This window comes from Streptomyces sp. NPDC127119 (genome assembly GCF_042677425.1).
Taxonomy (GTDB): domain Bacteria; phylum Actinomycetota; class Actinomycetes; order Streptomycetales; family Streptomycetaceae; genus Streptomyces.
This window is the reverse complement of sequence record NZ_JBHXTO010000141.1, coordinates 1-24,764: the sequence shown is the minus strand read 5'-3', so window position 1 is coordinate 24,764 and position 24,764 is coordinate 1. Positions and strand designations below refer to the sequence as shown.

The 24,764-nt window shown below is 70.8% G+C and carries 19 protein-coding genes and 1 pseudogene; 15 read left to right on the top strand and 5 right to left on the bottom strand.

What is annotated here, in order from left to right; translation table 11 throughout:
* Positions 1–120: 120 nt before the first annotated feature.
* Complete coding sequence (locus ACFVH5_RS36615) at positions 121–1,095, bottom strand: ABC transporter substrate-binding protein (protein ID WP_385838006.1); 975 nt, start codon at positions 1,093–1,095, stop codon at positions 121–123.
* Positions 1,096–1,578: 483 nt separating this feature from the next.
* Between ACFVH5_RS36615 and ACFVH5_RS36610 the strand changes: the two genes are divergently transcribed.
* The 9 genes from ACFVH5_RS36610 to ACFVH5_RS36570 all read left to right on the top strand — a co-directional run bounded on the left by ACFVH5_RS36610 (position 1,579) and on the right by ACFVH5_RS36570 (position 11,311).
* Positions 1,579–2,424, top strand: coding sequence for an amino acid ABC transporter permease (locus ACFVH5_RS36610; RefSeq protein ID WP_210884048.1), 846 nt, complete (start codon positions 1,579–1,581; stop codon positions 2,422–2,424).
* Positions 2,421–4,229 (top strand): FAD/NAD(P)-binding protein, encoded by a 1,809-nt coding sequence (locus ACFVH5_RS36605; RefSeq protein WP_385838005.1) that lies wholly within the window; start codon positions 2,421–2,423, stop codon positions 4,227–4,229. The genes ACFVH5_RS36610 and ACFVH5_RS36605 overlap by 4 nt, the downstream gene beginning before the upstream one ends.
* Before the next feature lie 100 nt (positions 4,230–4,329).
* Complete coding sequence (locus ACFVH5_RS36600) at positions 4,330–5,211, top strand: amino acid ABC transporter permease (RefSeq protein ID WP_210884051.1); 882 nt, start codon at positions 4,330–4,332, stop codon at positions 5,209–5,211.
* Between the two features lie 65 nt (positions 5,212–5,276).
* Entirely contained in the window at positions 5,277–6,029 is a 753-nt protein-coding gene (locus tag ACFVH5_RS36595) for an amino acid ABC transporter ATP-binding protein (protein ID WP_385838008.1), read from the top strand.
* A 124-nt stretch (positions 6,030–6,153) separates the two neighbouring features.
* On the top strand, positions 6,154–7,125 hold the full coding sequence (locus ACFVH5_RS36590) for an ABC transporter substrate-binding protein (RefSeq protein ID WP_384813911.1): 972 nt from the start codon (positions 6,154–6,156) through the stop codon (positions 7,123–7,125).
* Positions 7,126–7,281: 156 nt separating this feature from the next.
* Complete coding sequence (locus ACFVH5_RS36585; protein WP_385838004.1) at positions 7,282–8,259, top strand: LLM class flavin-dependent oxidoreductase; 978 nt, start codon at positions 7,282–7,284, stop codon at positions 8,257–8,259.
* Positions 8,256–9,281 carry an LLM class flavin-dependent oxidoreductase gene (locus tag ACFVH5_RS36580; protein ID WP_385838003.1) on the top strand — a complete coding sequence of 342 codons (1,026 nt, stop codon included), beginning with the start codon at positions 8,256–8,258 and terminating at the stop codon, positions 9,279–9,281. The genes ACFVH5_RS36585 and ACFVH5_RS36580 overlap by 4 nt, the downstream gene beginning before the upstream one ends.
* A 4-nt stretch (positions 9,282–9,285) precedes the next feature.
* Positions 9,286–10,071, top strand: a complete 786-nt coding sequence (locus ACFVH5_RS36575; RefSeq protein ID WP_385838001.1) for a DUF1684 domain-containing protein — start codon at positions 9,286–9,288, stop codon at positions 10,069–10,071.
* Positions 10,072–10,405: 334 nt separating this feature from the next.
* Positions 10,406–11,311, top strand: a complete 906-nt coding sequence (locus ACFVH5_RS36570; protein WP_385838000.1) for a S1 family peptidase — start codon at positions 10,406–10,408, stop codon at positions 11,309–11,311.
* A gap of 224 nt (positions 11,312–11,535) precedes the next feature.
* Here ACFVH5_RS36570 and ACFVH5_RS36565 read toward each other — a convergent pair whose 3' ends face one another.
* Complete coding sequence (locus tag ACFVH5_RS36565) at positions 11,536–12,417, bottom strand: alpha/beta fold hydrolase (protein WP_385837999.1); 882 nt, start codon at positions 12,415–12,417, stop codon at positions 11,536–11,538.
* Positions 12,418–12,506: 89 nt separating this feature from the next.
* On the opposite strand from ACFVH5_RS36565, the pseudogene ACFVH5_RS36560 reads away from it, so the two are divergent.
* Both ACFVH5_RS36560 and ACFVH5_RS36555 read left to right on the top strand, forming a co-directional pair.
* A pseudogene (locus ACFVH5_RS36560) lies at positions 12,507–13,269 on the top strand (slipin family protein); the annotation flags it as partial.
* 627 nt (positions 13,270–13,896) lie between these two features.
* The gene (locus tag ACFVH5_RS36555; RefSeq protein ID WP_385837998.1) at positions 13,897–14,979 is read left to right on the top strand and encodes a S1 family peptidase; all 1,083 of its coding nucleotides are present in this window, start codon (positions 13,897–13,899) and stop codon (positions 14,977–14,979) included.
* A gap of 310 nt (positions 14,980–15,289) precedes the next feature.
* Here ACFVH5_RS36555 and ACFVH5_RS36550 read toward each other — a convergent pair whose 3' ends face one another.
* Positions 15,290–16,327, bottom strand: coding sequence for a DUF3533 domain-containing protein (locus ACFVH5_RS36550; protein WP_385837997.1), 1,038 nt, complete (start codon positions 16,325–16,327; stop codon positions 15,290–15,292).
* 154 nt (positions 16,328–16,481) lie between these two features.
* Between ACFVH5_RS36550 and ACFVH5_RS36545 the strand changes: the two genes are divergently transcribed.
* Together ACFVH5_RS36545 and ACFVH5_RS36540 are read left to right on the top strand one after the other, a co-directional pair.
* Positions 16,482–20,063 carry a DNA polymerase III subunit alpha gene (locus ACFVH5_RS36545; protein WP_385838007.1) on the top strand — a complete coding sequence of 1,194 codons (3,582 nt, stop codon included), beginning with the start codon at positions 16,482–16,484 and terminating at the stop codon, positions 20,061–20,063.
* Entirely contained in the window at positions 20,060–21,034 is a 975-nt protein-coding gene (locus tag ACFVH5_RS36540; protein WP_385837996.1) for a hypothetical protein, read from the top strand. The genes ACFVH5_RS36545 and ACFVH5_RS36540 overlap by 4 nt, the downstream gene beginning before the upstream one ends.
* Positions 21,035–21,155: 121 nt before the next feature.
* Here ACFVH5_RS36540 and ACFVH5_RS36535 read toward each other — a convergent pair whose 3' ends face one another.
* The gene (locus tag ACFVH5_RS36535; protein WP_385837995.1) at positions 21,156–21,530 is read right to left on the bottom strand and encodes a cupin domain-containing protein; all 375 of its coding nucleotides are present in this window, start codon (positions 21,528–21,530) and stop codon (positions 21,156–21,158) included.
* Between the two features lie 138 nt (positions 21,531–21,668).
* On the opposite strand from ACFVH5_RS36535, the gene ACFVH5_RS36530 reads away from it, so the two are divergent.
* Both ACFVH5_RS36530 and ACFVH5_RS36525 read left to right on the top strand, forming a co-directional pair.
* Positions 21,669–22,115 (top strand): MarR family winged helix-turn-helix transcriptional regulator, encoded by a 447-nt coding sequence (locus ACFVH5_RS36530; protein ID WP_385837994.1) that lies wholly within the window; start codon positions 21,669–21,671, stop codon positions 22,113–22,115.
* Positions 22,116–22,286: 171 nt separating this feature from the next.
* Positions 22,287–23,168 (top strand): esterase/lipase family protein, encoded by an 882-nt coding sequence (locus ACFVH5_RS36525; protein ID WP_385837993.1) that lies wholly within the window; start codon positions 22,287–22,289, stop codon positions 23,166–23,168.
* A gap of 184 nt (positions 23,169–23,352) precedes the next feature.
* On the opposite strand, the gene ACFVH5_RS36520 is transcribed toward ACFVH5_RS36525, so the two are convergent.
* A complete protein-coding gene (locus ACFVH5_RS36520) occupies positions 23,353–24,417 on the bottom strand; it encodes a lytic polysaccharide monooxygenase (RefSeq protein WP_385837991.1) in 1,065 nt (354 codons plus the stop codon).
* Positions 24,418–24,764: the final 347 nt, after the last annotated feature.

Sequence of the window (24,764 nt, the reverse complement as noted above, 5' to 3'; positions counted from 1 at the left end):
CGCCCCTAGGTACCTAGGCACTTAGGGGCGCGGGGAACTGCGCAAAAGGGGGCGAGGGGGCGCAGCCCCCATGCGTGGACGGGAACGGGTAGGGGCGGCGGGGGCGAAAATCCCGGCGGGTCAGTCCTTGATCTCCGGCGGCGAGATCTGCGACTTGGTGATCGCCGACCCCGTCGTGCCCCACTTCTTGAGGATCTTCGCGTACGTCCCGTCCGAGATCAGCCCGTTCACGGCCGCCTGAACCGCAGGCGCCAACTCCGTGCCCTTCTTGAACGCGAACCCCACATCCAGCCGATGGAACTCGTTCAGGAACTTCAGCCCCTCCTGCTGCGAGACGGCATAGCGAAGCCCGTTGATCGTGCTCATCACCACATCGCTGCGCCCCTGCTGGAGCGAGGACCACAGCGCGCCCTGCTCGCTGTACGTCTGCACCTTGTACGCCTTCTCGCCCGCGTCGGAGCACACGTGCTTCTGGTCCTCCAGCGTGGCCTCGAACGTGGTGCCCGCCCCGGTCGCCACGTTCAGCCCGCACAGCTGGGCGAGGTCGGTGACCTTGTCCAGGTCGCTGTCCTCGCGGGTCGCGAACCCCTGGCCGTCGTTGATGTAGGTGACGAAGTCGATGGTCCTGCGGCGCTCGTCGGTGACGCCGAAGTTGCCGACCCCGATGTCGTACTTGCCGCTGTCCAGGGCCGGGAGGATCGCCTCGAAGCTCGCGGCCTCACGCTTGAGCCGCAGGCCGAGCGTCTTCGCGACGGCGTCCGCGAAGTCGACGTCCTGGCCCGCGAGGGTCTTGCCGTCCTCCAGGTAGTTGGTGCCGGGCGGCGATCCGCCGACGCTGACGGCGAGAGTGAGCGAGTCGGTGCCCGCGGGCAGCAGTTTCGCGGCGCCCGCGTTCTTCTCGACGGCGGAGACGACGTCCGTGGTGGGGATCTCGTTGCTCTTGCCGGCGGCGGCCTGGGCGGTGCCGACGGCCGCGGTGTCGTCCCCGCCCGAGCCGCACGCGGTGAGCAGCAGGGTCGCGGAGGTGATCAGGGCGAACGGCAGCAAGAGCTGGTTGCGGGCACGGTGAGTGCGGGCACGCGTGAACGTACGCATGGAGCGGTCTCCTGGAAGCAGAGCGCGGGACGAGAGAGCGCGCGGTGAGGAAACGCGAAAGGGTGCGCCGAAGGGAGCGCTGAAGGGCGGGAAGTACGTGAAAGGGCGCGAAGTGCGGAAACGCGAGGGGAGGGGTGCGCGTGTGAAGGCGAGGCTGCGGGTGGAGAAATGAGGAAGGCGCCCGCCCTTGAAGGGCCAGGGCGCGCAGGGGGTCAGCTCAACAGGATGAGGACCACACTCGACCGAAGTCGATGTGGGAGCGCGTGACCAGCCACTGCTGCGAATACATGCGCACAAGTGGAACAGGCATTCGGTTGCACGTCAACTGGCGTGAGACGTACCGCTCACAGTGTGGACAGCCTTGACAGCCCGGGGAAACGCCCCCGTACTCTCAACGGGCGGTCCTGCTGAGGGGCTTGGCCGTGATCCGTGTGAAGGCACCACCCGTGTTCGACTCGATTCGACGCATCACGGAGCCTTCGCATGTCCTCGCACACCCTCACCAAGGTGGCCGCACCGGAAGACGCGGTGCCCTCGCGCATCGTCCCCCGGCGCCGGACCGGCCAGTGGACCGCCGCGGGCCTCGTCCTGATCCTGCTCGGGCTCGCCGTCAACTCCGTCGCACGCAACGAGGCGTTCCAGTGGGACGTGGTCGGCGACTACTTCACCTCGGCCTCGGTCCTGCGCGGCCTCGGCCTCACCCTGTGGCTCACGGGGCTCGTCATGGCGCTCGGCTTCGCCCTCGGCGCCCTGCTCGCCGCGGGTCGGCTCTCCGGCAACCCCGTGCTGCGCGCGGTGAGTTGGGGGTACGTCTGGCTGTTCAGGTCGATGCCGATCCTGGTGCAGCTGCTGTTCTGGTTCAACATCGGGGCGCTCTACCCGACGCTCTTCGGCGTGAAGACGGTGAATCTGCTCGGCCCGGTCACGGTCGCGATCATCGGCCTCACCCTGCACGAGGCCGCGTACGCCGCCGAGGTCGTACGCGGCGGCATCCTCTCCGTCGACCGCGGACAGATCGAGGCCGCCGAGGCGCTCGGGCTGAGCCGGTGGCGCCGCTGGTGGAGGATCGTGCTGCCGCAGGCCATGCGTTCCATCGTGCCGCCGGCCGGGAACATGCTGATCGGGACGCTCAAGGGCACCTCGATCATCAGCGTGATCGCCGTGCAGGACCTGCTCTACTCCGTGCAGCTCGTCTACCACCGCACCTACCAGGTCATCCCGCTCCTGATGGTGGCCACGCTCTGGTACATCATCGTCACCTCCGTGCTCAGCGTCGGCCAGTACTACGTCGAGCGGCACTACGGACGCGGTTCGGAGCGCGCGCGATGAGCGGGACGGGCGGGGTGCGCCCGTCGCTGGTGATCGTGGGCGCGGGTCCGCGGGGGACCGGGCTGCTGGAGCGGATCGCCGCCAACGCGCCCGAGCTGTACGCCGGTTCGGGGCTCGACGTGCATCTCGTCGACCCGTATCCGCCGGGCGGCGGACGCATCTGGCGCGAGGAACAGCCACCGCTGCTGTGGATGAACTCGCAGGCCCAGGACGTCACCATGTTCACCGACGACACCGTGGACATGGCCGGACCCGTACGGGAGGGCCCCACCCTGCACGAGTGGGCCCGGCTCGACGGACGCCACTTCGCGGACCGGCAGCGGCAGGGCGCCTATCTGCGCTGGGTGTACGAGCGGACCGTCGCCGCCCTCCCGCCGGGCATCCGGGTCCGTCACCACCCCCACCGCGCCGTGCGGGTCGGGGGTCCGTCCGAGGGCCGTCAGCAGGTGTGGCTGGAGGGCCGGCCGCGTCCGCTCCTCGCCGACCTCGTCGTCCTCGCGCTCGGCCATCTCGACGCCGAACTGGACCAGGAACAGCGCGAGTTGGCCGCGTACGCCCGTGCCCACGACCTCGTCCATCTGCCGCCCGACTTCACCGCCGACAGCGACCTGTCCGCCCTCGGACCCGGTGAACCGGTGCTCGTACGGGGCTTCGGGCTCGCCTTCGTCGACCTGATGGTCCTGCTCACGGAAGGCCGCGGGGGCCGCTACGAGACCGGCGCGGACGGGGAGTTGGCGTACCGGGCGTCCGGGCGCGAGCCCGTGCTGCACGTCGGATCGCGGCGCGGGGTCCCGTACCACTCGAAGATCGGCTACGACTGGACTGGTGAACGCCCGCCGCTGCCACGGTTCTTCGGACCCGGTGAGGTGGACGAACTGCTCGCGCGCCCCGGTGGGTTCGACTTCCGGCAGGACGTGTGGCCGCTGGTCGAGAAGGAGCTGGGCTTCGCCCACTACCACCGGCTGTTCACGGCCCGTCCCGACCGCACGGCCATGCCCTGGACCGACTTCGAGCAGCGATACGAGAAGTGCACCGCCGTCGACAGCGCGGGCCGCGCCGAGCTCCGGGCGCTGGTCGCCGCCGCCGTGCCCGACCCCGCCGACCGGCTGGACCTGTCGGCGCTCGACCACCCCCTGGACGGCGTACGCCACCCCTCGTACGACGCGCTCCAGGACGGTCTGCGCGCCTACGTCGAAGGGGACCTCGCCCGGCGGCACGACCCCGCGCACAGCCCCGACCTGGCGGTCTTCCTCGGACTCCTCTCCGTCTACGGGCAGTTGGTGCGGCTCGGCGACATCGGGCCCTGGTGGCACGGCTTCTTCAGCTATCTCGCCTCGGGGCCGCCCGGCCCCAGGCTGCGGCAGCTGCTCGCCCTGTCACGGGCGGGCGTACTGAACTTCCTCGGCGCCGGCATGACCGTGACGGCCGCGGACGGAGTCTTCCGCGCCACGAGCACCACCGTGCCCGGCGAGTACGTCGAGGCCCGCGCCCTCGTCGAGGCACGACTGCCGCACCCCACCGTCGAGCGGACCCGGGACACCCTGCTGCGTGAGCTGTACGCCGAAGGGGCCGCCGCCACGCCCGAGGGCCTGCTCGCCGTCGACCCCGCCGACGGGCGCGTCCTCGACCGGTCCGGCGCCCCGCACCCACGGCGCTTCGCGCTCGGGCCGCACACCGACGCCCGGGGTTCCGGCGCCTTCACCCGGCCCCGTACCGGAGGGCCCGCCTTCCGGCAGAACGACGCCACCGCGCGGGCCGCGCTGGCTTTCCTGCGCGACCTCTCCTGTCGCGCCACCGCCGCGTAGCCGGCGCCCCGCAGGCGCAGGCACGTCATCGCATCCGCGCCCACGGCGCACCCCGCGCCCGCACCGCGCACCCCGTTCCCTCTTCCGCCCCGAGGACCCCATGTCGCTGACCAGTGATCCACCCATCGTCAAGGCGCCGGCCGAGCCCGAGGACTACGGCGCGCTCAAGGTGGTGCCTGTGCGGCACCCCTGGCGCTGGGCCGCCGTGATCGTGACCGCGGTGCTGCTCGCCCAGTTCGCCCACGGGCTCGCCACCAACCCCGGCTGGGAATGGGAGGTGTTCGCCGAGTTCTTCACCGCCGAGGTGATCCTCAAGGCGGTCTGGGTGACCCTTCAACTCACCGCCTACGGAACGGCGTTGGGCTTCGCCCTCGGGATCGTCCTCGCCTTCATGCGGCTGTCCGACAGTCCGTTCCTGAAGGCCGTCTCCTTCGCCTACATCTGGGCGTTCCGGTCGATCCCGCTGATCGTGCAGCTGCTCTTCTGGTTCAACCTCGCCTATCTCTACAAGGAGTTGAAGTTCGGAATCCCCTTCGGGCCCGGCTTCTTCACCTTCGACACGATGGGTCTGGTCGGCGCGATGAGCGCGGCCGTCCTGGGACTCGCCCTGCACCAGGCCGCGTACGCCGCCGAGATCGTGCGCGGTGGCGTACTGGCCGTCGACAGTGGCCAGTTGGAGGCCGCCGCGGCCCTGGGCATCCCACGCCTTCGGCAGATCCGCCGGATCGTGCTGCCGCAGGCGATGCGCTCCATCCTGCCGAACGCCGCCAACGAGGTGATCTCCCTCTTCAAGGGCACCTCGATCGTCTCCGTCATGGCGATCGGCGAGCTCTTCTACCAGGTCCAGGTCATCTACGGACGCAACGGCCGGGTCGTACCGCTGCTCATGGTCGCCACGGCCTGGTACATCCTCCTGACCACCGCGCTCTCCGTCCTCCAGCACTACGTGGAACGACACTTCGCGAAGGGAAGCACCCGATGAGCGCGCCCACCACTCCCGACACCGGCACCGACACCGACGGCACAGGCGGCGGGCCTGCCGCGCCCATGGTCGACGTCAGGGCCGTCCACAAGAGCTTCGGTTCGCTGGAGGTGCTCAAGGGCGTCGACCTGGAGGTGCGCGCGGGCGAGGTCACCGTCGTCCTCGGCCCCTCCGGCTCCGGCAAGTCCACCCTGCTGCGCACCATCAACCACCTGGAGAAGGTCGACCAGGGCTGGATCAGCGTGGACGGCTCGCTGGTCGGCTACCGACGTTCCGGCGACAAGCTCTACGAGCTGCGCGAGCGCGAGATCCTCAAACAGCGCACCCGGATCGGCTTCGTCTTCCAGAACTTCAACCTCTTCCCGCACCTCACGGTCCTGGACAACATCGTCGAGGCCCCGGTCTCCGCGCTGAAGCGGTCCCGCAAGGAGGTCACCGAGGCGGCGCGCAGGCTGCTCGACCGGGTCGGGCTCGCCGACAAGGCCGACGCCTACCCGAAGCAGTTGTCCGGCGGGCAGCAGCAGCGGGTGGCCATCGCCCGCGCGCTCGCCCTGGAACCGAGGCTGCTCCTCTTCGACGAGCCGACGTCCGCGCTCGACCCCGAGCTGGTCGGCGAAGTCCTCGACGTCATCAAGGACCTGGCCCACCAGGGCACCACGATGATCGTCGTCACGCACGAGATCGGCTTCGCCCGCGAGGTCGCGGACACCGTCGTCTTCATGGACGACGGCCGCATCGTCGAACAGGGCGCCCCCGGCGACGTACTCGACGCGCCGAAGCACGAGCGCACCCGCGCCTTTCTCTCCAAGGTCCTCTGAGGCCCACCACCACCCTTCGACCGCTCCGACCGGCTCTCCCAGCGGTTCTCCGACCGGCTTCCGGACCGGCAGTCCGGCCGAGGCCGCTTTCGTTCACCGTCCGTTCCCAGCAAAGGAGTTCACCGTGATATCCCGACGCACCCTCGCCGCCTCCGTCGCAGCCCTCGTCGTCGCCCCGCTGCTCAGCGCCTGCGGTGGTGACAGCGATGCGGCGACCGGGACGGGCTCGTCCGGCACGAAGAAGGTCGGCGACGTCAACATCGGCCCCGACCAGAACCGGATCCGCGGCAAGAAGGTCGCCGAGATCGCCGCGCTCGTCCCGGCGGCGATCCGCGAGCGCGGCACGCTGAAGCTCGGCCAGAGCGCCGACGCCTCACCGCCACTCGGCTTCTACGCGACCGACGACAAGACGAGAATCGGCTCCGAGATCGACCTCGCGACCCTCGTCGCCGACACCCTCGGCTTGAAGCTCGACAACGACGAGGTCTCCTGGGAGAACCTCTTCGTCGGCCTGGACAGCGGCAAGTTCGACGCCGTCTTCTCGAACGTCACCGTGACCGAGGAGCGCAAGGAGAAGTACGACTTCGCCACCTACCGTCTCGACAACATCGCGTTCGAGGCGAAGAAGGGCAGCGGCTGGAAGGTCGACGGGCCCGAGGACGTGGCCGGCAGGACGATCGCCGTCTCCTCCGGCACCAACCAGGAGAAGATCCTCGTCGACTGGAGCAAGCAGAACGAGAAGGCGGGCCGCAAGGCCGTCACCATCAAGTACTTCCAGAAGGACACGGACTACTACCTGGCTCTCCAGTCGGGCCGTATCGACGCCTACCTCGGCCCGAGCCCGTCCGCCGCGTACCACGTGTCCAGCGCCGGGCAGTCGGAGATCGTCGGCACGCTCTCGGGTGCCGGCGACGACCTCCAGGGCAAGATCGCCGCGACCACGAAGAAGGGCAGCGGACTCGTCGACGCGTACGCGGCAGCCGTCAACCACGTGATCGAGGACGGCAGTTACGCGAAGGTGCTCAAGCGCTGGGGCCTGTCGAGCGAGGCCGTCCCGAAGTCGGAGATCAACCCGCCGGGCCTGCCGAAGATCTGACGCCGGAGCCATTCGCCCAAGCTCATTCAGCCCAAGCCCCGTTCCGCCTATGACCCGTTCCACCTGAGCCCTGTTCCACCCAAGCCCCGTGCCGCCGCCGTGGCTCCGCTCGTCGCGGCGGCGGCACGGGAGCTTCCCAGAAAGGTTTTTCCTCCCATGACGCCACCGAACGGCCGGGGGCTTCTGCACCTGGCCGCAGCCGTCGACCAGACGGCGGCCCACGACGACGTCTCGGTCCACGTCGAGCTGACGCGGCTCGCGGAGAGCGGCGGGTTCGACTTCGTGACCCTCGGCGACAGCTTCGCGCGGCCGGGGTTCGACGCGCTCGCCGTGCTGGCGCGGGTCGCGCCCGCCACGACCCGCATCGGTCTCGTGCCGACCGTCACCACCACCCACACCGAGCCGTTCCAGGTCCGGGCCGCCGTGGCGACCCTCGACTGGGTGAGCCGCGGCCGGGCGGGCTGGTGTATCGACGTGTCGACCACCGAGGGCGAGGCCCGCCTCTTCGGTCGTCGGCACGCGGCACCCGTCGACGCCCTGTGGCACGAGGCGGGACAGGCCGCCGACGTGGCCGCCCGGCTCCGGGACGGCGCCGACCGTACGGACCCGCACCCGGGCCACTACCCGGTACGGGTCGTCGACGCCACGGACCGGCACGCCCGCGCGACCGCCGCCCGGTACGCGGACGTGGCACTGGTCCGGGGCACGAACCCGTCCCAAGTGGGCGCGATACGCGCCGAGTTGCAGGCCTCCGCGCTCGCCCACGGCCGGGACCCGGACGAACTGCGGGTCCTCGCCGCCCTCACCGTCGACCTCGGTGACGGCGAACGCGCGGCCGAGCCGGGCCACGGCGGGGGAGGCCCGCGGCAGACCGCGCAGGGCCCGCTGTACCGCGGCGGACCCGTCGACCTCGCCGAACTGATCGCCGCCTGGCACGAGACCGGTGCCGCCGACGGCTTCCACCTCACCCCTGTCGAACCGCGCCGGGACCTGGAACGCCTGGTCAACGGCACGGCCGCACTGCTCCAGCACCGCGGGCTCCTCCGCACCTTCTACCCGGGCAGCACGCTCCGCGAGCATCTGGGGCTCGGCCGGCCCGCCCGTCGGTACGCCGTGACAGGGGGAACGTCATGACCGTACGGACGCCCGCCGGGCAGCCTCCTCGCGGGCCCTTCCCGCCCCTTCTCCAGCAGGTGCACCTCGCCGCGTACGTCCCCGGCGGCGCGGGCACCACCGCCGGGGCCGACTTCGCGTCCTTCGAGCGACTCGCGCGCACCGCCGAACGCGGCCTGTTCGACTTCCTCCTCCTCGCCGAGGAGGCGCGGCCCGCCGAGCGCGGCGGACCTGTCCCCGAGCCGGTCACCGTGCTGAACGCCCTCGTCGCCCGCACCGAGCGGATCGGGCTCGCCGCCACGGTCGACACGGCCTCCAACGAACCGTACGAACTCGCCCGCAGGCTGGCCACGCTGGACCATCTCAGCGCGGGGCGCGCCGCCTGGAACGTGGCGGACTCCGCCGACCCGCTCGCCCGCACCGCCGAGTTCGTCGACGTGTCACGGGAGTTGTGGGACTCGTGGACGCCGGACGGCATCGTGCGCCCGTTCGCGCACCGCGGCCGGCACTTCGACATCGCCGGCGAGTTCACCGTGCCGCGCTCCCCGCAGGGCCACCCCGTCGTCATCCGTCCCTCCGACAACTCGCCGGAGGGACGCGCGTTCGCGGAGTCCACCGCCGATGTGATCCTCACGCGGTACGCGACTCCGGAGGCGGGCCGCGCTCTCTACGCCGAGGTGAAGGGCCGCCTCGCCGGGTACGGCCGCGACCGCACCGACCTGAAGATCATGGCCGAGGCCACCGCCGTACTCGGCGACTCGGCCGCCGAGGCACGGGAGAGGGCCGCCGGGATCGGCGCGTCGGACGGCAGGTGGTCCTTCGTCGGCACGGCGGAGTCGGTCGCCGCCGAGATCGACGACTCCGTACGAACCGGCGCGGCCGACGGTTTCGTCCTCGTACCGCATCCGGCGCCGGGCGGCCTGGACGCGTTCGTGGACCGGGTCGTGCCACTGCTCCAGGAGCGTGGCGTGTTCCGGACGGAATACACCGGTACGACACTGCGCTCACACCTCGGGGTGCACGATCCCGTGTGGAAGGGTTGATCACATGACGACGGACGCGGCCGAGGACTGGAAGCACTGGCACGAGCAGCGCACCACGACGGTGTCCGCGCCCCACGGGCCCCTGGCGCTCCGCGGGACGCACTGGATCGAAGATCATCCGGAGGGACGAATTCCGGACATGCCCGGCCGCTGGACCGTCGACGGGGACGCGGTGCTGCTGGCGGCCGAGGAGTCCGACGGCGTCCAGGTGGCCGGACGGCCCCTGAACGGCCAGGTCAGGCTGGTGGCGGACCCCGGCCCGGCGAGTGACGCCCGGGTCGCGTACGGGGAGCGCCGGTTCGTCGTCCTCGTACGCGAGGGCGTCCCCGGTGTACGCGACTTCGACCCGGCCTCACCTGCGCGGCAGGCGTTCCGCGGCATCGAGGCCACCTCGTACGACCCGCGCTGGTCGGTGCCGGGGCGCTTCACGCCGTACGGGGAGAAGCGGACCGTGCGGGTGGGGAACGCCGACGGGCGCGAGCGGGGGCTCGGGCTCGGCGGGGAACTCGCGTTCACGCTGGACGGACAGGAGTTGACGCTGCAGGTGACCGTCCAGGAGGACGGCTCGCTGTGGGCCGTCTTCGCCGACTCCACCAGCGGACACGGCAGTTACCGCTTCCGGTTCCTGCGGCCCGCCGCGCCCGACGCGCGGGGGCGCACGACGGTGGACTTCAACCGGGCCCTGCTCCCGCCGTGCGCATTCGCGGACCACTTCATCTGCCCATTCCCGCCGCCGGGGAATACTCTGGGCGCGGAGATTGCGGCCGGCGAGCGCAATCTGCTCCGGTGACGCGTACCGCCCGATCCGCACCGCCTGATCCACCTGGTCCGATCCGCCCTGCCTGACCTGCACGGCTCGACCCGCACCCGTGATCCGCACCGGCCGATCCGCACGCACCCCACACCTCGGCGCCGAAGAGATCAACTCCTGTGGGGCATACGTAAGTTGAACGCCGTACGGCCGAAAGGCGCCCTTGCGTCGTTCGGGTGCACGGCCAAATACTCCCCCCAGCGCCTTGTCAGGGGCACGGCGTATCCGGAATCCGGACACTCTGCCTCTGGCGTGCGCCTCACGGGCCCCGACCCCACGCGGGCCCCCGACTTCCCTTTGGAGGGAACGAACAGTGAGGACCAAGCGCACCACCCCCCGTAGTGGCATAGCGAGACGGACCCGGCTGATCGCCGTGAGCACCGGACTCGTGGCCGCGGCAGCGTTCACCGTCCCCGCGGCGAACGCGAACGACGCGTCGACGTTCAGCACCACCCAGCTGAAGAGCGCCAACTCCGCGGTGCTCAAGGCCGATGTGCCCGGCACCGCCTGGGCGACCGACGCCAAGACCGGCAAGGTCCTGGTCACGGTGGACAGCACGGTCTCGAAGGCGGAGATCGCGAAGATCAAGCAGGCCGCGGGCGCCAACGCCGGAGCCCTGCAGATCAAGAGCACCCCGGGCAAGATAAACAAGCTGATCAAGGGTGGCGACGCCATCTATGCGAGTAGCTGGCGCTGCTCGCTCGGCTTCAACGTCCGCAGCAGCTCGGGCGTCGACTACTTCGTGACCGCCGGCCACTGCACCGACGGCGCCGGCACCTGGTGGTCGAACTCGGGGCACACGACCACCCTCGGTACGACGGCCGGGTCCAGCTTCCCGACCAACGACTACGGCCTGGTGCGCTACACCAACACCTCGGTCACCAAGTCGGGGACCGCCGGCAGCGTGGACATCACCAGCGCGGCCACCCCGGCGGTGGGCACCAACGTCATCCGTACCGGTTCCACCACCGGTACGCGCACCGGACGGGTCACCGCCCTCAACGCGACCGTCAACTACGGCGGCGGCGACATCGTCTACGGCATGATCCAGACCACGGTCTGCGCCGAGCCCGGCGACTCCGGCGGTTCGCTCTACGGCAGCAACGGTGTCGCCTACGGTCTGACCTCCGGCGGCAGCGGCAACTGCACCTCCGGCGGCACCACGTTCTTCCAGCCGGTCACCGAGGCCCTGAGTGCCTACGGCGTCAGCGTCTACTGATCGGTACGTGTTACTGATCGGTACGCGTCACAGTAGATCCGTCCGAACTGTCCGAACGGTCTGAACCTGCAGCCAGCAGCAGACGAGCCCCCGCACACCGTTCGCGGTGCGGGGGCTCGTCGTGGGGTCGCCCGCGGGACGAGCCGACTCGTCCCGCGCACCCCGTGCCGGCTCGGCCGTGGGTCCGGCTCATCCGTTGGGTCCGACTCAGCCGTCGGCCCGGCTCAGCCGTCGGTCCTCGGCGTGGCGCACAGCCAGTCCAGTACGTCGGGAAGGGCCTCCAGCGCCGAGAAGTGGCCCCCTTTCGGATCCAGCACGGGCCGGGCGCGGGGGATGGTGCGGGCCAGCCACTCGAAATGGCCCACCGGGGAGAAGGCGTCCTCGGCGCCGTGCCACAGCAGCACGGGCCGGGTGATCCGTGCCGGGTCGAAGCCCCAGTGGCTCAGCAGCGCGAGATTGTCGTCGAGCCAGCCGTACGCCGAAGTGCGCAGTGCCTCACGGTAGTTGCGCAACAACATGTCGCTCACGGCCGGGGTGGAGACGATCCGCCGGTCGGATTCGGTGAGCCCGTCCCGGATCGACGCGAGGAGCTGCGCCGGGTCCGTCCGGATCTCGGCGGCCCGCGAGGCGAGCCGCTCCGAGAAGTCCACGGGGTCGGTCAGTGCCCGGGTGAACTCCTCGACGTTCGACTCCGCCATCCCCTCGAACCAGTTCAGCCCCTCGCTGGAGGGCGGCGCGAGGCTCGCCAGCGCGGCGGCCCGCCGTACCCGGGTCGGCAGCAGCGCCGCACAGGCCAGCGCGTGCGGGGCACCGCCCGACCGGCCCAGCACCGCGAACGGACCCAGTTCGAGCGCGTCGGCCAGCGCCGCCACGTCCCGCGCCGCCTGCGCCACCCGGCGTCCCGGGCCGCGGTCGGAGTCCCCGTACCCGGGGCGGTCGTACGCGATGAACCGCACCTCGGGGCGCGCCTCGATCAGGTCCTGCGGCACCACCCCGGTCCGGCAGCCCGGTGTGCCGTGCAGCAGCACCACCGGCGTGCCCTGAGGGTCGCCCCATTCCTCGAACGCCAGCCGCCGCCCGTCCCGCATCCGTATCCCGCTAGGCACCTCTGTCCTCCATCTCCCCTTCGTCCGCGCGCCGGAGTTACCGTCGAAGTACACACCTTTTGCGCCCGTTACGGACCCTGGGGGTCGTCATGGTCGAGGAGCTGGTGACGGCGGGAGTGGCACTCGCGTCCGTCGGAGTGGTGTACGGGATGGCCGCGGCCCGAGTCGTCAAACAATACGAGCGCGGAGTGGTGCTCCGGCTCGGAAGGCTGCGATCCGGGGTGCGTGGTCCGGGCTTCACGATGATCATGCCCTTCGTGGACCGGCTGCAGAAGGTCAATATGCAGATCGTGACTATGCCGGTGCCCGCGCAGGAGGGGATCACCCGGGACAACGTCACGGTCAGGGTGGACGCCGTCGTCTACTTCAAGGTGGTGTCCGCCGCCGACGCGGTCATCAAGGTCGAGGACTACCGGTTCGCGGTCTCGCAGATGGCGCAGACCTCGCTGCGCTCGATCATCGGCAAGAGCGAGCTGGACGACCTGCTCTCCAACCGCGAGAAGCTGAACCAGGGCCTGGAGCTGATGATCGACAGCCCGGCCGTCGAGTGGGGCGTCTCCATCGACCGGGTCGAGATCAAGGACGTGTCGCTGCCGGAGACGATGAAGCGGTCCATGGCGCGCCAGGCGGAGGCCGACCGTGAGCGGCGGGCCCGGGTCATCAACGCGGACGCCGAACTGCAGGCTTCCAAGAAGCTGGCGGAGGCCGCCGGAGTGATGTCGGAGCAGCCCGCCGCGCTCCAGCTGCGGCTGCTGCAGACCGTGGTGGCGGTCGCGGCGGAGAAGAACTCCACGCTCGTGCTGCCCTTCCCGGTCGAGCTGCTGCGGTTCCTGGAGCGGGCCCAGCCGGGGCACGGCCCGCATCCGGCGCATCCGGGGACGGCTCACGTGCAGTCCCAGCAGGCGCCGCGGCCACAGCAGGCAGAGCAGGCGGAGCAGTCCCAGCAGTCACCGCGGGAGCTGTCCGAATCGCAGCAGACCCTGGACGGGGCGAGCGGGGCGGAAGGGGCGGGCGGGGCTTCGGAGCAGACCTCGGGCCGGAGTTCGGACCGCCCTCCGAACCGGCCCCTGGAGCTGGCGGCTCAGGCGCAGCAGTTGCTGACCCAGTGGCAGCAATCGATGCAGGAGCAACTCCCGCCCGTCGAGGCACCGCTGGATCCGGACTTCCGAGGGTCGAATTCAGGACAGGACTAGACCTCACAGAGGGGCGTTGGTTACTCGCTCGTAGTATTTGCAATGGGGATCGACGTGGTGTGACAGCGTTCTTGTCAACGCGCGTCAACCGTGCGGGGGCGCACGTCGGTTGTCGTGCGCGCGTCCTGAAGTCGACCTTGTGTGCCCCGGTGGGGCCTCGGAATAGTGGGTGGTGTCCGTTGGCATGGACGCGGCTTTTTTCATGAGTCGTCACCATTGCCACACACCTTTCGGTCGCGCTGGTCCCCACTACCGCCGCGTCCGACCCCCCACAGGAGGACACGAGTTGAAGCACCGACGCATATCCAGGCGACGGGCCGTCGCAGCCGGCGCGGGCATCGCCGCACTCGTCGCGGGTGGAGTCACCTTGCAGAGTGCGAACGCGAGTGAGAACACGCCCGCCCCCGAGCTGAAGGTCCTCTCGGTCACGGCGGCCGGAAAGCTCGCCTCGACGCTCGGCAAGGACCTCGGCGGCGACGCGGCGGGAACGTATTACGACGCGAAGGCCAAGAGCCTCGTCGTGAACGTGCTCGACCAGGCCGCGGCCGAGACCGTCGAGTCGGCGGGCGCCAGGGCCAGAGTCGTCGAGAACTCTCTCGCCGACCTGAAGAGCGCCCGTACGACGCTGAAGCAGGACGCGACCATCCCCGGCACCTCGTGGGCGCTCGACCCCGCGACCAACAAGGTCGTCGTCACCGCGGACCGTACGGTCACCGGTGCCGAGCTGACCAAACTCACCAAGGTCGTCGACGGCCTCGGCGGCACGACCGAACTCAAGCGGACGAAGGGGGAGTTCAAGACCTTCGTGGCCGGCGGTGACGCCATCACCGGCAGTGGCGGCCGTTGCTCGCTCGGCTTCAACGTGGTCAAGGGCGGCGAGCCGTTCTTCCTCACCGCCGGGCACTGCACCGAGGGGATCACCAACTGGTCCGACTCCTCCGGCACGGAGATCGGCGAGAACGCGGACTCCAGCTTCCCCGACAACGACTACGGCCTGGTGAAGTACACCGCGGACGTGGACCACCCGAGCGAGGTGAACCTCTACAACGGTTCCGCGCAGCAGATATCGGGGGCCGCGGAGGCGACCGTCGGGATGGAGGTCACCCGGAGCGGGTCCACGACCCAGGTGCACGACGGGTCGGTGACCGGCCTGGACGCGACCGTGAACTACGGCAACGGTGACATCGTCAACGGGCTCATCCAGACCGATGTCTGCGCCGAGCCGGGGGACAGCGGTGGGTCGCTGTTCTCGGGCAGCAGTGCGGTGGGACTCACGTCCGGTGGCAGTGGTGACTGCACCTCCGGTGGGGAGACGTTCTTCCAGCCGGTGACTGAGGCGTTGTCCGCGACGGGTACGCAGATCGGCTGACGATCGGCTCCGCCGTGGTGTGAAAGCCCCGGTCCCGCTGGCGCGGGGGCGGGGCTTTTGCGTTGCGTTGTGCTGCGCTGCGTTGCGCTGCGTTGCCTTGGGTTGGGTCGGGTTGGGGAGTGGGTGCGGGTTCGGTGGGGGTGTGGTTGAAGGATTGCGCAGTTCCCCGCGCCCCTGGGGGTCGTCTGGAGGGTGCGGGTTCGGTGGGGTGTGGTTGAAGGATTGCGCAGTTCCCCGCGCCCCTGGAGGTCGTCTGGAGGGTGCGGGCTCGGTGGGGCGCGCCTGAAGGATTGCGCAGTTCCCCGCGCCCCTAGGGGCGGCGGGGTTGAGCCTGTTTGCCAAGTGAGCCTGCCGTCAGGGTGATCGCTGTTCCCGCTGCTGCCCAGGCCGAGAGGATCAGGAGCGCGGTGGTGATGTCGTTGGACTTGAAGTAGGCGATCGAGCGGGTTGCCCAGGTGCCGGCGCCCGGGGGGAGGGCCGGGCCGATCGCCTTCCAGAACGGGGGGAGCATCGGCGGGGGGAGGGCGCCGCCCGCGCTCGGGTTGCCCAGGATCACCACCAGCAGGACCGCCACTCCGATGCCGACGATCCCGAAGACGCACTGGAGTGCCAGCGTGGCGGCGCCCACCGCGAAGGTGATGAGCGCGCCGAGTCCCCAGAGGGCGGCCACGCTTCCCGGCAGGGCGCCCAGGACCGGTCCGACGATGACCGCCCCACCGAGTCCGCCGACGATCGCGACCAGGGCCATCGCGGCGAGCCGGATCACCGCGCGCCGCAGGTTGGCCGGACGGGCCCCCGTGCTGATCGCCAGCGCCGACGCGCACAGATAGCCGCCCACGCACCAGCCGACGACCAGGTAGAAGGGGGTCAGCCCGTTGGCGTCCTGGGCGTCGGCCGGGACCACGTCGACGGTCCGTACCGTGCGCCCCTGGTCCTTCTCCAGCGCGGTGGTGAGCGCGATCAGGGCGTTGGACAGGGTCTTTCCGCCGCCGGAGGCGACCAGCAGGGTGTCGGTGGTGCCGTTCGGGTCGACCAGCAGGGCGCCGTCGATGTCACGGTTCGCGATCTGCTCGCGGGCCGTCGCCTCGTCGGCGAGCTTTCGGGGGTCCAGAGGGCTGCCGGGCAGTTCTTCGAGCCGGGCCACCGTCTGCCCCGCGGCGGCGCCCGGCGCGACCACCCCGAACGCCACGTCCTTCGGCTTCGGATGGTGCAGCGCCCCCACGTAGGAGGCGATGAAGAGCAGTTGCAGGGCGACCACGCCGATGACGAGCAGGGTGGCCCGCGGGGTGACCGCGTCCTTGACCTCGTCGAGGAAGGACTTGGGCGGGGCCTCTGCTGTCCGTGGCATGTCCCCACGGTCCGGGCGTCGTGACGTTTGCGCAGGTGGGACGGGTCCGAATGGATGTCGTACAGATGTTCGAGAGATGGTCTATGGTGGAGGTGAGGGACTTGGGAACTAATGTTCGAGGGCTGTGTGGAAGCCCCTGGTGGTGGAGGTGCGCGTGCCCGGCTTCACGCATCTGCACACCGCTTCCGGATACTCCCTGCGGTACGGGGGCTCCCACCCGGAGCGCCTTGCCGAGCGGGCCTCCGAGCGGGGCATGGACGCGCTGGCGCTCACCGACCGGGACACCGTCGCGGGCGCGGTCCGCTTCGCGAAGGCCTGTGCCGCGCAGGGCGTGGGCGTGCGCCCGCTGTTCGGAGTCGACCTCGCGGTCGAAGAGCCCACCGGAAGGCCCGCCGGAGGATCCGTGAAAGGAGCGTCCGCAGGGGTCGCGGGAAGGGCCGCCGCGGAGTCCGTACGGGGTGAGCGGCGCCGGACTCCCGTGCGGGGCGGTGCCTTCGTCGACGAGTCGACGCCTCGCGTGACCTTCCTCGCCCGGGACGGCGCGAAGGGCTGGGCCGATCTCTGCAGGATCGTTACTGCGGCGCATGCGGGAGAGGGGCGGCCACTGCTGCCCCGGGCCGAGAACCACGCCGACGGGCTGACCGTGCTGCTCGGCCCGGCCTCCGGCGTCGGCCGCGCGCTCACCGCCGGACGGCCCGACCGGGCGGCGGCACTGCTCGCGCCCTGGCGGGAGGTGTACGGCGACGCGCTGCGCCTGGAAGCGGTCTGGCACGGACGCGAGGGCACCGGCCCCGGCTCCCTGCGCCTTGCCGCCCGTACCGTCGGCTTCGCCGCCGAGCAGCGGGTGCGCCCGGTGCTCACCAACACCGTCCGGTACGCCGACCCCGGCATGGGCCCGGTCGCCGACGTGCTGGACGCCGCCCGCCGGCTGGTCCCCGTCGACCCCCGCAAGGAACTGGACAGCGGAGAGGCCTGGCTCAAGGACGAGGGGGCCATGCTCGCCGCCGCCGAACGGGTCGTCGAGGCCGCCGGCTACCGCCGCGACACCGCCCACCGGCTGCTCGAACAGACCCGGGCCGCCGCCGACGAGTGCCGGGTCGACCCGGAGGACGACCTCGGGATCGGCGCGGTGCACTTCCCCGAGGCACACCTCGTCGGCGCCGGGCGCCGCACCGCGCAGCGCGTACTGGCCTCACGGGCGGCGGCAGGCATGACGCGGCTCGGGTACGACCGCTCGTCCCGGGCGCGGGAGTACTGGGAGCGGATGCACCGCGAGCTGGACATCATCGCCCACCACCACTTCGCCTCCTACTTCCTGACGGTCTCTCAGGTCGTGGACGACGTGAAGGGGATGGGCATCCGGGTCGCCGCGCGCGGCTCGGGGGCGGGCTCGCTCGTCAACCACCTCATCGGCATCGCGCACGCCGACCCCGTCGAACACGGACTGCTGATGGAGCGCTTCCTGTCCAAACGCCGCGCGGTCCTGCCCGACATCGACATCGACGTGGAGTCCGCGCGCCGCATCGAGGTCTACCGCGCGATCATCGGCCGGTTCGGCACCGAGCGGGTCGCGACGGTGGCGATGCCGGAGACGTACCGGGTGCGTCACGCGGTACGGGACGTCGGCGCGGCCCTCTCCATGGACCCGGCCGACATCGACCGCATCGCCAAGTCCTTCCCGCACATCCGCGCCCGCGACGCCCGCGCCGCGCTGGCGGAACTGCCCGAACTCCGTTCCCTGGCAGGGGAGAAGGAGAAGTACGGGCGGTTGTGGGACCTGGTGGAGTCACTGGACGCCCTGCCGCGCGGAGTCGCCATGCACCCGTGCGGGGTCCTCCTCTCCGACGCCTCGCTCCTCGCCCGTACGCCGGTCGTGCCGACCAGTGGCGAAGGGCTCCCCATGTCGCAGTTCGACAAGGAGGACGTCGAGGACCTCGGGCTGCTCAAACTCGACGTACTGGGTGTGCGGATGCAGTCCGCGATGGCGCACGCGGTGGCCGAGGTGGAGCGGGCGACGGGCGACCAGGTCGACCTGGACGCCGTCGCCGTCGAGGAGGGCGACCCGGAGACGTACCGGCTCATCCGGTCCACGGAGACGCTGGGCTGCTTCCAGATCGAGTCGCCGGGGCAGCGGGACCTGGTCGGCAGGCTCCAGCCCGCGACCTTCCACGACCTCGTCGTCGACATCTCGCTCTTCCGCCCCGGGCCGGTCGCGGCCGACATGGTGCGGCCGTTCATCGAGGCACGGCACGGCCGCGCGCCGGTCCGCTACCCGCACCCCGATCTGGAGAAGCCGCTGAAGAGCACGTACGGGGTCGTGGTCTTCCACGAGCAGGTCATCGACATCGTCGACATCATGACCGGCTGCGGACGGGGCGAGGCGGACCGGGTGCGGCGCGGGCTGTCCGACCCCGAGTCGCAGGGCCGGATCCGCTTCTGGTTCGCGCAGCACGCGGCCTCGCGGGGGTACGACGCGCGGACGATCACCCGTACCTGGGAGATCGTCGAGGCCTTCGGGGCGTACGGCTTCTGCAAGGCGCACGCGGTCGCGTTCGCCGTGCCGACCTATCAGTCGGCGTGGCTGAAGGCCCACCACCCGGCCGCCTTCTACGCGGGGCTGCTCACACACGATCCCGGGATGTACCCGAAGCGGCTGCTGCTCGCGGACGCGCGACGGCGGGGGGTGCCGATCCTGCCGTTGGACGTGAACCGGTCGTCGGTCGCACACAGTATCGAACTGGTGTCTGATTCTTTGGAAGGGGCGCGGGACTCGGAGGGGACCTGGGGTGTCCGGCTCGCGCTCTCCGACGTGCACGGGATCAGCGAGGCCGAGGCGGCCCGGATCGAACAGGGGCAGCCGTACGCCTCGCTGCTCGACTTCTGGGAACGGGCCCGGCCGAGCCGCCCGCTGGCCGGACGGCTCGCGCAGGTGGGCGCGTTGGACACCTTCGGCGCCAACCGCCGTGATCTGCAACTGCACCTGACCGAACTGCACCGGGGCGCACGCGGCGCAGGCGGCTCCCAACTCCCGCTGGCGGGAGGCCAGGAGATCGCGTCGGCCGGGCTGCCCGACCTCTCCTCGGCGGAACGCCTCAGCGCCGAACTGGGCGTGCTCTCCATGGATGCCTCACGCAATCTGATGGACGATCACCGGACGTTCCTCGACGAGCTGGGTGTCGTCACGGCCCGCCGGCTGCGGGCCGCCAAGCACGGCGAGACGGTCCTGGTCGCGGGCGCCAAGGCGGCCACTCAGACACCACCGATCCGCTCCGGCAAGCGGGTCATCTTCACCACCCTGGACGACGGTACGGGTCTGCTCGACCTCGCCTTCTTCGACGACTCCCACGACGCGTGCGCGCACACCGTCTTCCACTCCTGGCTCCTGCTCGTACGCGGAGTGGTGCAGCGGCGCGGCCCGCGCAGCCTCAGCGTCGTCGGGGCAGCCGCCTGGAACCTCGCCGACCTGGTGGAACTGCGGCACGAGGAAGGACTGGACGGAGTGGCGATGCGACTGGCCGAGCCGCAGGGAGGGCCTGCGGGAGGGCCCGGTGAAGGGGCTGAGGGAGAGCCTGGGGCCGGAGCCGGTTCCCGGGCTGCGGGAGATCCGACGGGCGGCCGTCGAATCCAGTTGCCCACGGGATACGAAATGCATCCGTGGGCGGATCTGCGCCCGGCGGGCGAGGGGCCCGCGAGCGGAAAGAAACTGTGGCACCAGAGCCCGGGGAGTGCGGGATGACCATCCTCTGCGTACGTTTCCAGCTGCCGCCGATGTACGAGGCCGCCCTGCCCGGGCTCCTCGGCACGTTGGAGGAGTTCACCCCCGTCGTCGAGGCGCTGCCGCCCGACGGGGCACTGGCCGATCTGCGGGGCGCCGAACGGTACTTCCGGCGGGACGTCGTGGAACTGGCCTCGCTGATCCGCGTACGGGCCCTCGCCTGGCACGGCGTCGACTGCGCGATCGGGGCGGGGCCCGGCCCGATGTTCGCGCGGATGGCCCTGCGGGAAGCCGCCCCCGGGGAGATCCGGGTGGTCCCCGAAGGCCCCCTCGCCCTCACGGAGTTCCTGGCGGAGCGGCCCGTACGGGCGCTGCCCGGAGTCGGTACGGCGACCGCCCGCACCCTGTGCGAGTACGGCCTGGACAGCATCGGCAAGGTGGCCGCCGCGCCGCTGTCCACACTGCAACGGCTCACCGGTGCCCGTACCGGCCGCGAACTGCACGAGAGGGCGCGGGGCATCGACCGCGGCCGGGTCGTACCGAACGCCGTGTCCCGGTCGCTCGCCGCCGAACGGCCCTTTCCGCGCGACGAGTTGGACCCCGCGCAGCATCGGCGCGCGCTGCTCTCCGCCGCCGGGGAACTGGGCTCGCGGCTGCGCGCCCTGGAGATGGTGTGCCGCACGCTCACCCTCACCGTCCGCTATGCCGACCGGTCGACGACGACCCGCAGCCGTACGCTCCCCGAGCCGACCGCCCACTCCTCCGCGCTCACCGACGCCGCGTACCGCATGTACGAGGCGCTCGGTCTGCAGCGGGCCCGGGTCCGTGGCGTGGCTCTGCGGGCCGAAGGGCTCGACCCCGCCGAACAGGCCTCCCACCAGCTGACGTTCGATCCCGTGGACGAGAAGGTGCGGCGTCTTGAGGAGGTGGCGGACCGGGTGCGGGAGAAGTTCGGGGCGGGGGCGGTGGTTCCGGGCGCGTTGGCGGCGTGACGCTCCGCGGGGGAGCGGGGTGGTGGGGTGTCGGTCGCTGGAGGGTGCGGGTGTGGGTGCCTTGTGGCTGGCCGCGCAGTTCCCCGCGCCCCTGGGCGGGGCGCCTTCGGGCGGCCCTCGATCAGTTGGCCCAGGGTGGGGTGAGCGTCGTGCCGTCCGCCAGTTCCGCCTGGAGGCCTATGGACGTGGTGACCCACGAGATCGCGGTCTCGTCGGTCGGGTTCTCGACGGTGAGTGTCGCGCCGGGGTTGACGATCACCGTGTCGCCCGCCGCGATCCGTTCGGTGTGGCCGTCGAGTGTCATCAGCAGTTCCCCGGCGAGGAGATGGAAGATCTCCTCGCGGCTGACGGTGTGCGCGGGTGCCTTCGTGCCCGCGGGGATCTCACCCCGCCAGGCGCACAGTTCCCTGCTCCCGGTCAGAGGAGTGGCGTACGAGACGAAGCGGGCGCCGTGGATCTCATGGGTGACGGCTTCGGACGAGCGGACTACGGGCATGGCTGCCTCCGGTGTGGGCTGGGGTGCGCGCTGTTGTACGTGCTGTTGTGCGCGCTAGATGGTCAAGTCGCTTGACCAAGTACTGTGCATCATAGTCAAGCTGCTTGACCATTTCGTCAAGGGTGTTTCAATGCATGCGTGCAGAACTCCGAGGCCATGGCCCTTTCCGCCGCGCTGCTCGCCGTCGCCGGTGAACTCACACAGCGCATCCATGACGGTGTCGTCGCCCGCGGGTTCGAGGGGCTGCGGCCCGCGCACGGGTTCGCCTTCGCCCGGATCGCGTCCGGCGGGGCGACGGTCACCGAACTGGCCGCCCATCTGGGCGTGACCAAACAGGCCGCGAGTCAGTTTGTCGACGAGATCGTCCGCAAGGGGTACGCGGAACGGCAGCCGCACCCCGACGACGCGCGCGCCCGGCTGGTCGTGCTGACCGAGCGAGGGTGGGAGTGCACCCGGGCGGCGGAGGAGGCGGCCGCGGAGGCTGTTCGGCCGTGGATCGAACTAATCGGTGAGGGTGAAGTCCGGGCGTTGCGCGATCATTTGCTGCGCATTGCGCCCTACGGTCCCATCAGGCCCGCCTGGTGACGGTTCAACGGCACGTGTCAGCGCTCCCGGTTATCACTGGAAGTTTTTACTGACGCGTAACTTCACACGCTTACTACTCGCCCGTAACTTGAAAAAAGAACAGCATCCTCGTGATCCGGATCACAGGGCGTATGGCCTCGTCACTCCCTTGAGCCGCAAGGAGATCACCCGATGCTGCCCTGGAAGCACCTGCTCAGACCCCTGTCGGCGCTGCTGCTGACCGCGGTGGTCACGATCGTCCCCGCCACCACGGCCACCGCCGCCACCGCCACCGACCGGGCTGCGACCGCGACCAGCAGGGGATGGAACGACTACTCCTGCAAGCCGTCCGCCGCCCACCCGCGCCCCGTCGTCCTCGTCCACGGCACCTTCGCCAACTCCGTCGACAACTGGCTGGGCCTCGCGCCCTATCTGGTCAGCCGCGACTACTGCGTCTACGCCCTCGACTACGGGCAGCTTCCCGGCGTGCCGCTCGTCCACGGGCTCGGCCCCATCGACAAGTCGGCGGAGCAGCTGAAGACCTTCGTCGACAAGGTGCTCGCCGCGACCGGGGCGGCGAAGGCGGACCTCGTCGGCCACTCGCAGGGCGGGATGATGCCACGCCACTACCTGAAGTTCCTCGGCGGCGCCGCCAAGGTGAACGCCCTCGTCGGTATCGCCCCCGACAACCACGGCACCACCCTGAACGGACTGGCCAAGCTGGTCACGTACTTCCCCGGCGCGAGCGAGGTGCTCTCATCGGCCGCTCCGGCCCTCGCCGACCAGGTGGCCGGTTCCGCGTTCCTCACCCGGCTCAACGCGGGCGGCGACACCGTGCCGGGCGTGCGCTACACGGTCATCGCCACCCGGTACGACGAGGTCGTCACGCCGTACCGCTCGCAGTTCCTCGACGGCCCGAACGTACGCAACATCCTGATCCAGGACCTGTGCGCGCTCGACCTCTCCGAGCACGCGGCGATCGGACTCGTCGACCGCATCGCCTTCCACGAGGTGGCCAACGCCCTGGACCCGCCCCGAGCCACCCCCACAACCTGCCTGTCAGCAATCAGCTAGCACCCGTAAGGGGCGCGGGGAACTGCGCGCCCAGCGACAGCCGGACCCGCAGTTCCCGCAGGACCGAACCCCCACTACCCGTCTGTCGGCGCTCAGCCGGCCGGGCCCCGTAGAGGGCGCGGGGAACTGCGCGCCCAGCCACAGCCGGGCCCGCAGTTCCCGTACAGCCGAACCCCCACGATCCCTACTTGCCGGCGGCAGCCCTGCGGCGGACGGACGCGAACATCGCCGCCGCGCCGACCGCCAGCGCCGCCGCCCCACCCACCGCGAGGTACGCGGTCGAGTCGGACCCCCCGGTCTCGGCGAGGTTCGCCGACGCACCGGCGGGTTCGGCCCCGTTCCCGGACCCGTCGGCGGCCTCGGCGGCTCCGGGCGTCTCCACGGCCTCGGAGCCGGAGCCGGAGCCGGAGCCGGAGCCGGAGTCGGTCCCGGAGTCCGGGTCCGACTTCGTGCCGGCCGCGGCCGTGACCGACGCCTGGGTCTTCGGGTCGTCGTCGCCGTGCCCCCCGTGCTCCACGGACGACTCGTCCGCACCGTCCGCGATCTCCTCGTCGGACGGCGCCGACGCGGCCGGGGCCGCGGAGGCCTCCGCACCCGCGCCGCCCTCGCCGAAGACGACGTCCGAGCAGGTGTAGAAGGCCTCGGGGGAATCGGAGCGCTGCCAGATCGAGTAGATGAGGTGGCGGCCCGACTTGACCGGGACGACCCCGTTGAAGACGTAGTCGCCGTTCTCCAGCTTCGGGTCGGTGACCTTGAGGAACGGCGTCGACTCCAGGTCCGACCACTTCAGCGGCTTCGTCGGGTCGTACCCGTCCTTGGTGACGTACAGCTCGAACGAGCCCTTGTGCGGGGCGGTCCCCTTGTAGCGGAAGGTGCGGTTGCCCGAGGTCAGTCGCGTGGCGGGCCAGTCGGCGCGGGCCAGGTCGAGGCCCTTGAACTTGTCGTTGGCCGCGCTGCACAGCTTCCCGTCGGGGATGATCTGCTTCGACTTCCCGGCGGCGTTGGCGATGTTGACGCCGTTCCAGTCGTAGAGGGCCTGCGTGCCGCCGGCCGCGACCGCCGCCTTGCAGGCGGCGGACTTCGGGTTCTCCGGACCCTCCGCGAAGCAGCCGGCGACCCGGCTCACCGGGTCCGTCATCGAGCCGTGGGCGACGGCGGGAGCGGCGGCGAGCGCGGTCAGGGCGAGCGGGGCGACGCCGACCGCGACGACGGTGGCGATACGGGCGGCTGCCTGGTGGCGAGCGGGCATGGGGGTACTCCTCGAAACGGATCTGGGGGGTGCCTGTGATGCCTGGGGCGATCAGCAAGCTAGCCCCTGGAAACCGCAGAATCGCCTGCTGGGAGCGGGTGAGGGCGATCCTTATGGTGCCGTTAAGGGAGTGCTGAGACTGGGCTCAGGTAGAGCGGTTGAAGGGCCCTGCCTCACCTGCGGGCGAACGGCTCCACTGTCCGTGGCAGTTCGCGTCCGTCCGCTGCCGGACGCGTCAGTTGGCTCCCCGTATGGCTCCCGGCTCCTTGGAGGATCGACGCAGTAGGACAGGACGACGGCCTCTAGTGCAGGGGCCAGCGCAGTCCACCTCTCGACGGCCTCCGAGT

What these genes read in the sequence shown, in the direction of transcription:
- ACFVH5_RS36615 (WP_385838006.1), bottom strand. Translation starts at nt 1,095, where the DNA reads ATGCGTACGTTCACGCGTGCCCGCACTCACCGTGCCCGCAACCAGCTC.
- ACFVH5_RS36610 (WP_210884048.1), top strand. Translation starts at nt 1,579, where the DNA reads ATGTCCTCGCACACCCTCACCAAGGTGGCCGCACCGGAAGACGCGGTG.
- ACFVH5_RS36605 (WP_385838005.1), top strand. Translation starts at nt 2,421, where the DNA reads ATGAGCGGGACGGGCGGGGTGCGCCCGTCGCTGGTGATCGTGGGCGCG.
- ACFVH5_RS36600 (WP_210884051.1), top strand. Translation starts at nt 4,330, where the DNA reads ATGTCGCTGACCAGTGATCCACCCATCGTCAAGGCGCCGGCCGAGCCC.
- ACFVH5_RS36595 (WP_385838008.1), top strand. Translation starts at nt 5,277, where the DNA reads ATGGTCGACGTCAGGGCCGTCCACAAGAGCTTCGGTTCGCTGGAGGTG.
- ACFVH5_RS36585 (WP_385838004.1), top strand. Translation starts at nt 7,282, where the DNA reads ATGACGCCACCGAACGGCCGGGGGCTTCTGCACCTGGCCGCAGCCGTC.
- ACFVH5_RS36580 (WP_385838003.1), top strand. Translation starts at nt 8,256, where the DNA reads ATGACCGTACGGACGCCCGCCGGGCAGCCTCCTCGCGGGCCCTTCCCG.
- ACFVH5_RS36575 (WP_385838001.1), top strand. Translation starts at nt 9,286, where the DNA reads ATGACGACGGACGCGGCCGAGGACTGGAAGCACTGGCACGAGCAGCGC.
- ACFVH5_RS36550 (WP_385837997.1), bottom strand. Translation starts at nt 16,327, where the DNA reads ATGCCACGGACAGCAGAGGCCCCGCCCAAGTCCTTCCTCGACGAGGTC.
- ACFVH5_RS36540 (WP_385837996.1), top strand. Translation starts at nt 20,060, where the DNA reads ATGACCATCCTCTGCGTACGTTTCCAGCTGCCGCCGATGTACGAGGCC.
- ACFVH5_RS36535 (WP_385837995.1), bottom strand. Translation starts at nt 21,530, where the DNA reads ATGCCCGTAGTCCGCTCGTCCGAAGCCGTCACCCATGAGATCCACGGC.
- ACFVH5_RS36525 (WP_385837993.1), top strand. Translation starts at nt 22,287, where the DNA reads ATGCTGCCCTGGAAGCACCTGCTCAGACCCCTGTCGGCGCTGCTGCTG.
- ACFVH5_RS36520 (WP_385837991.1), bottom strand. Translation starts at nt 24,417, where the DNA reads ATGCCCGCTCGCCACCAGGCAGCCGCCCGTATCGCCACCGTCGTCGCG.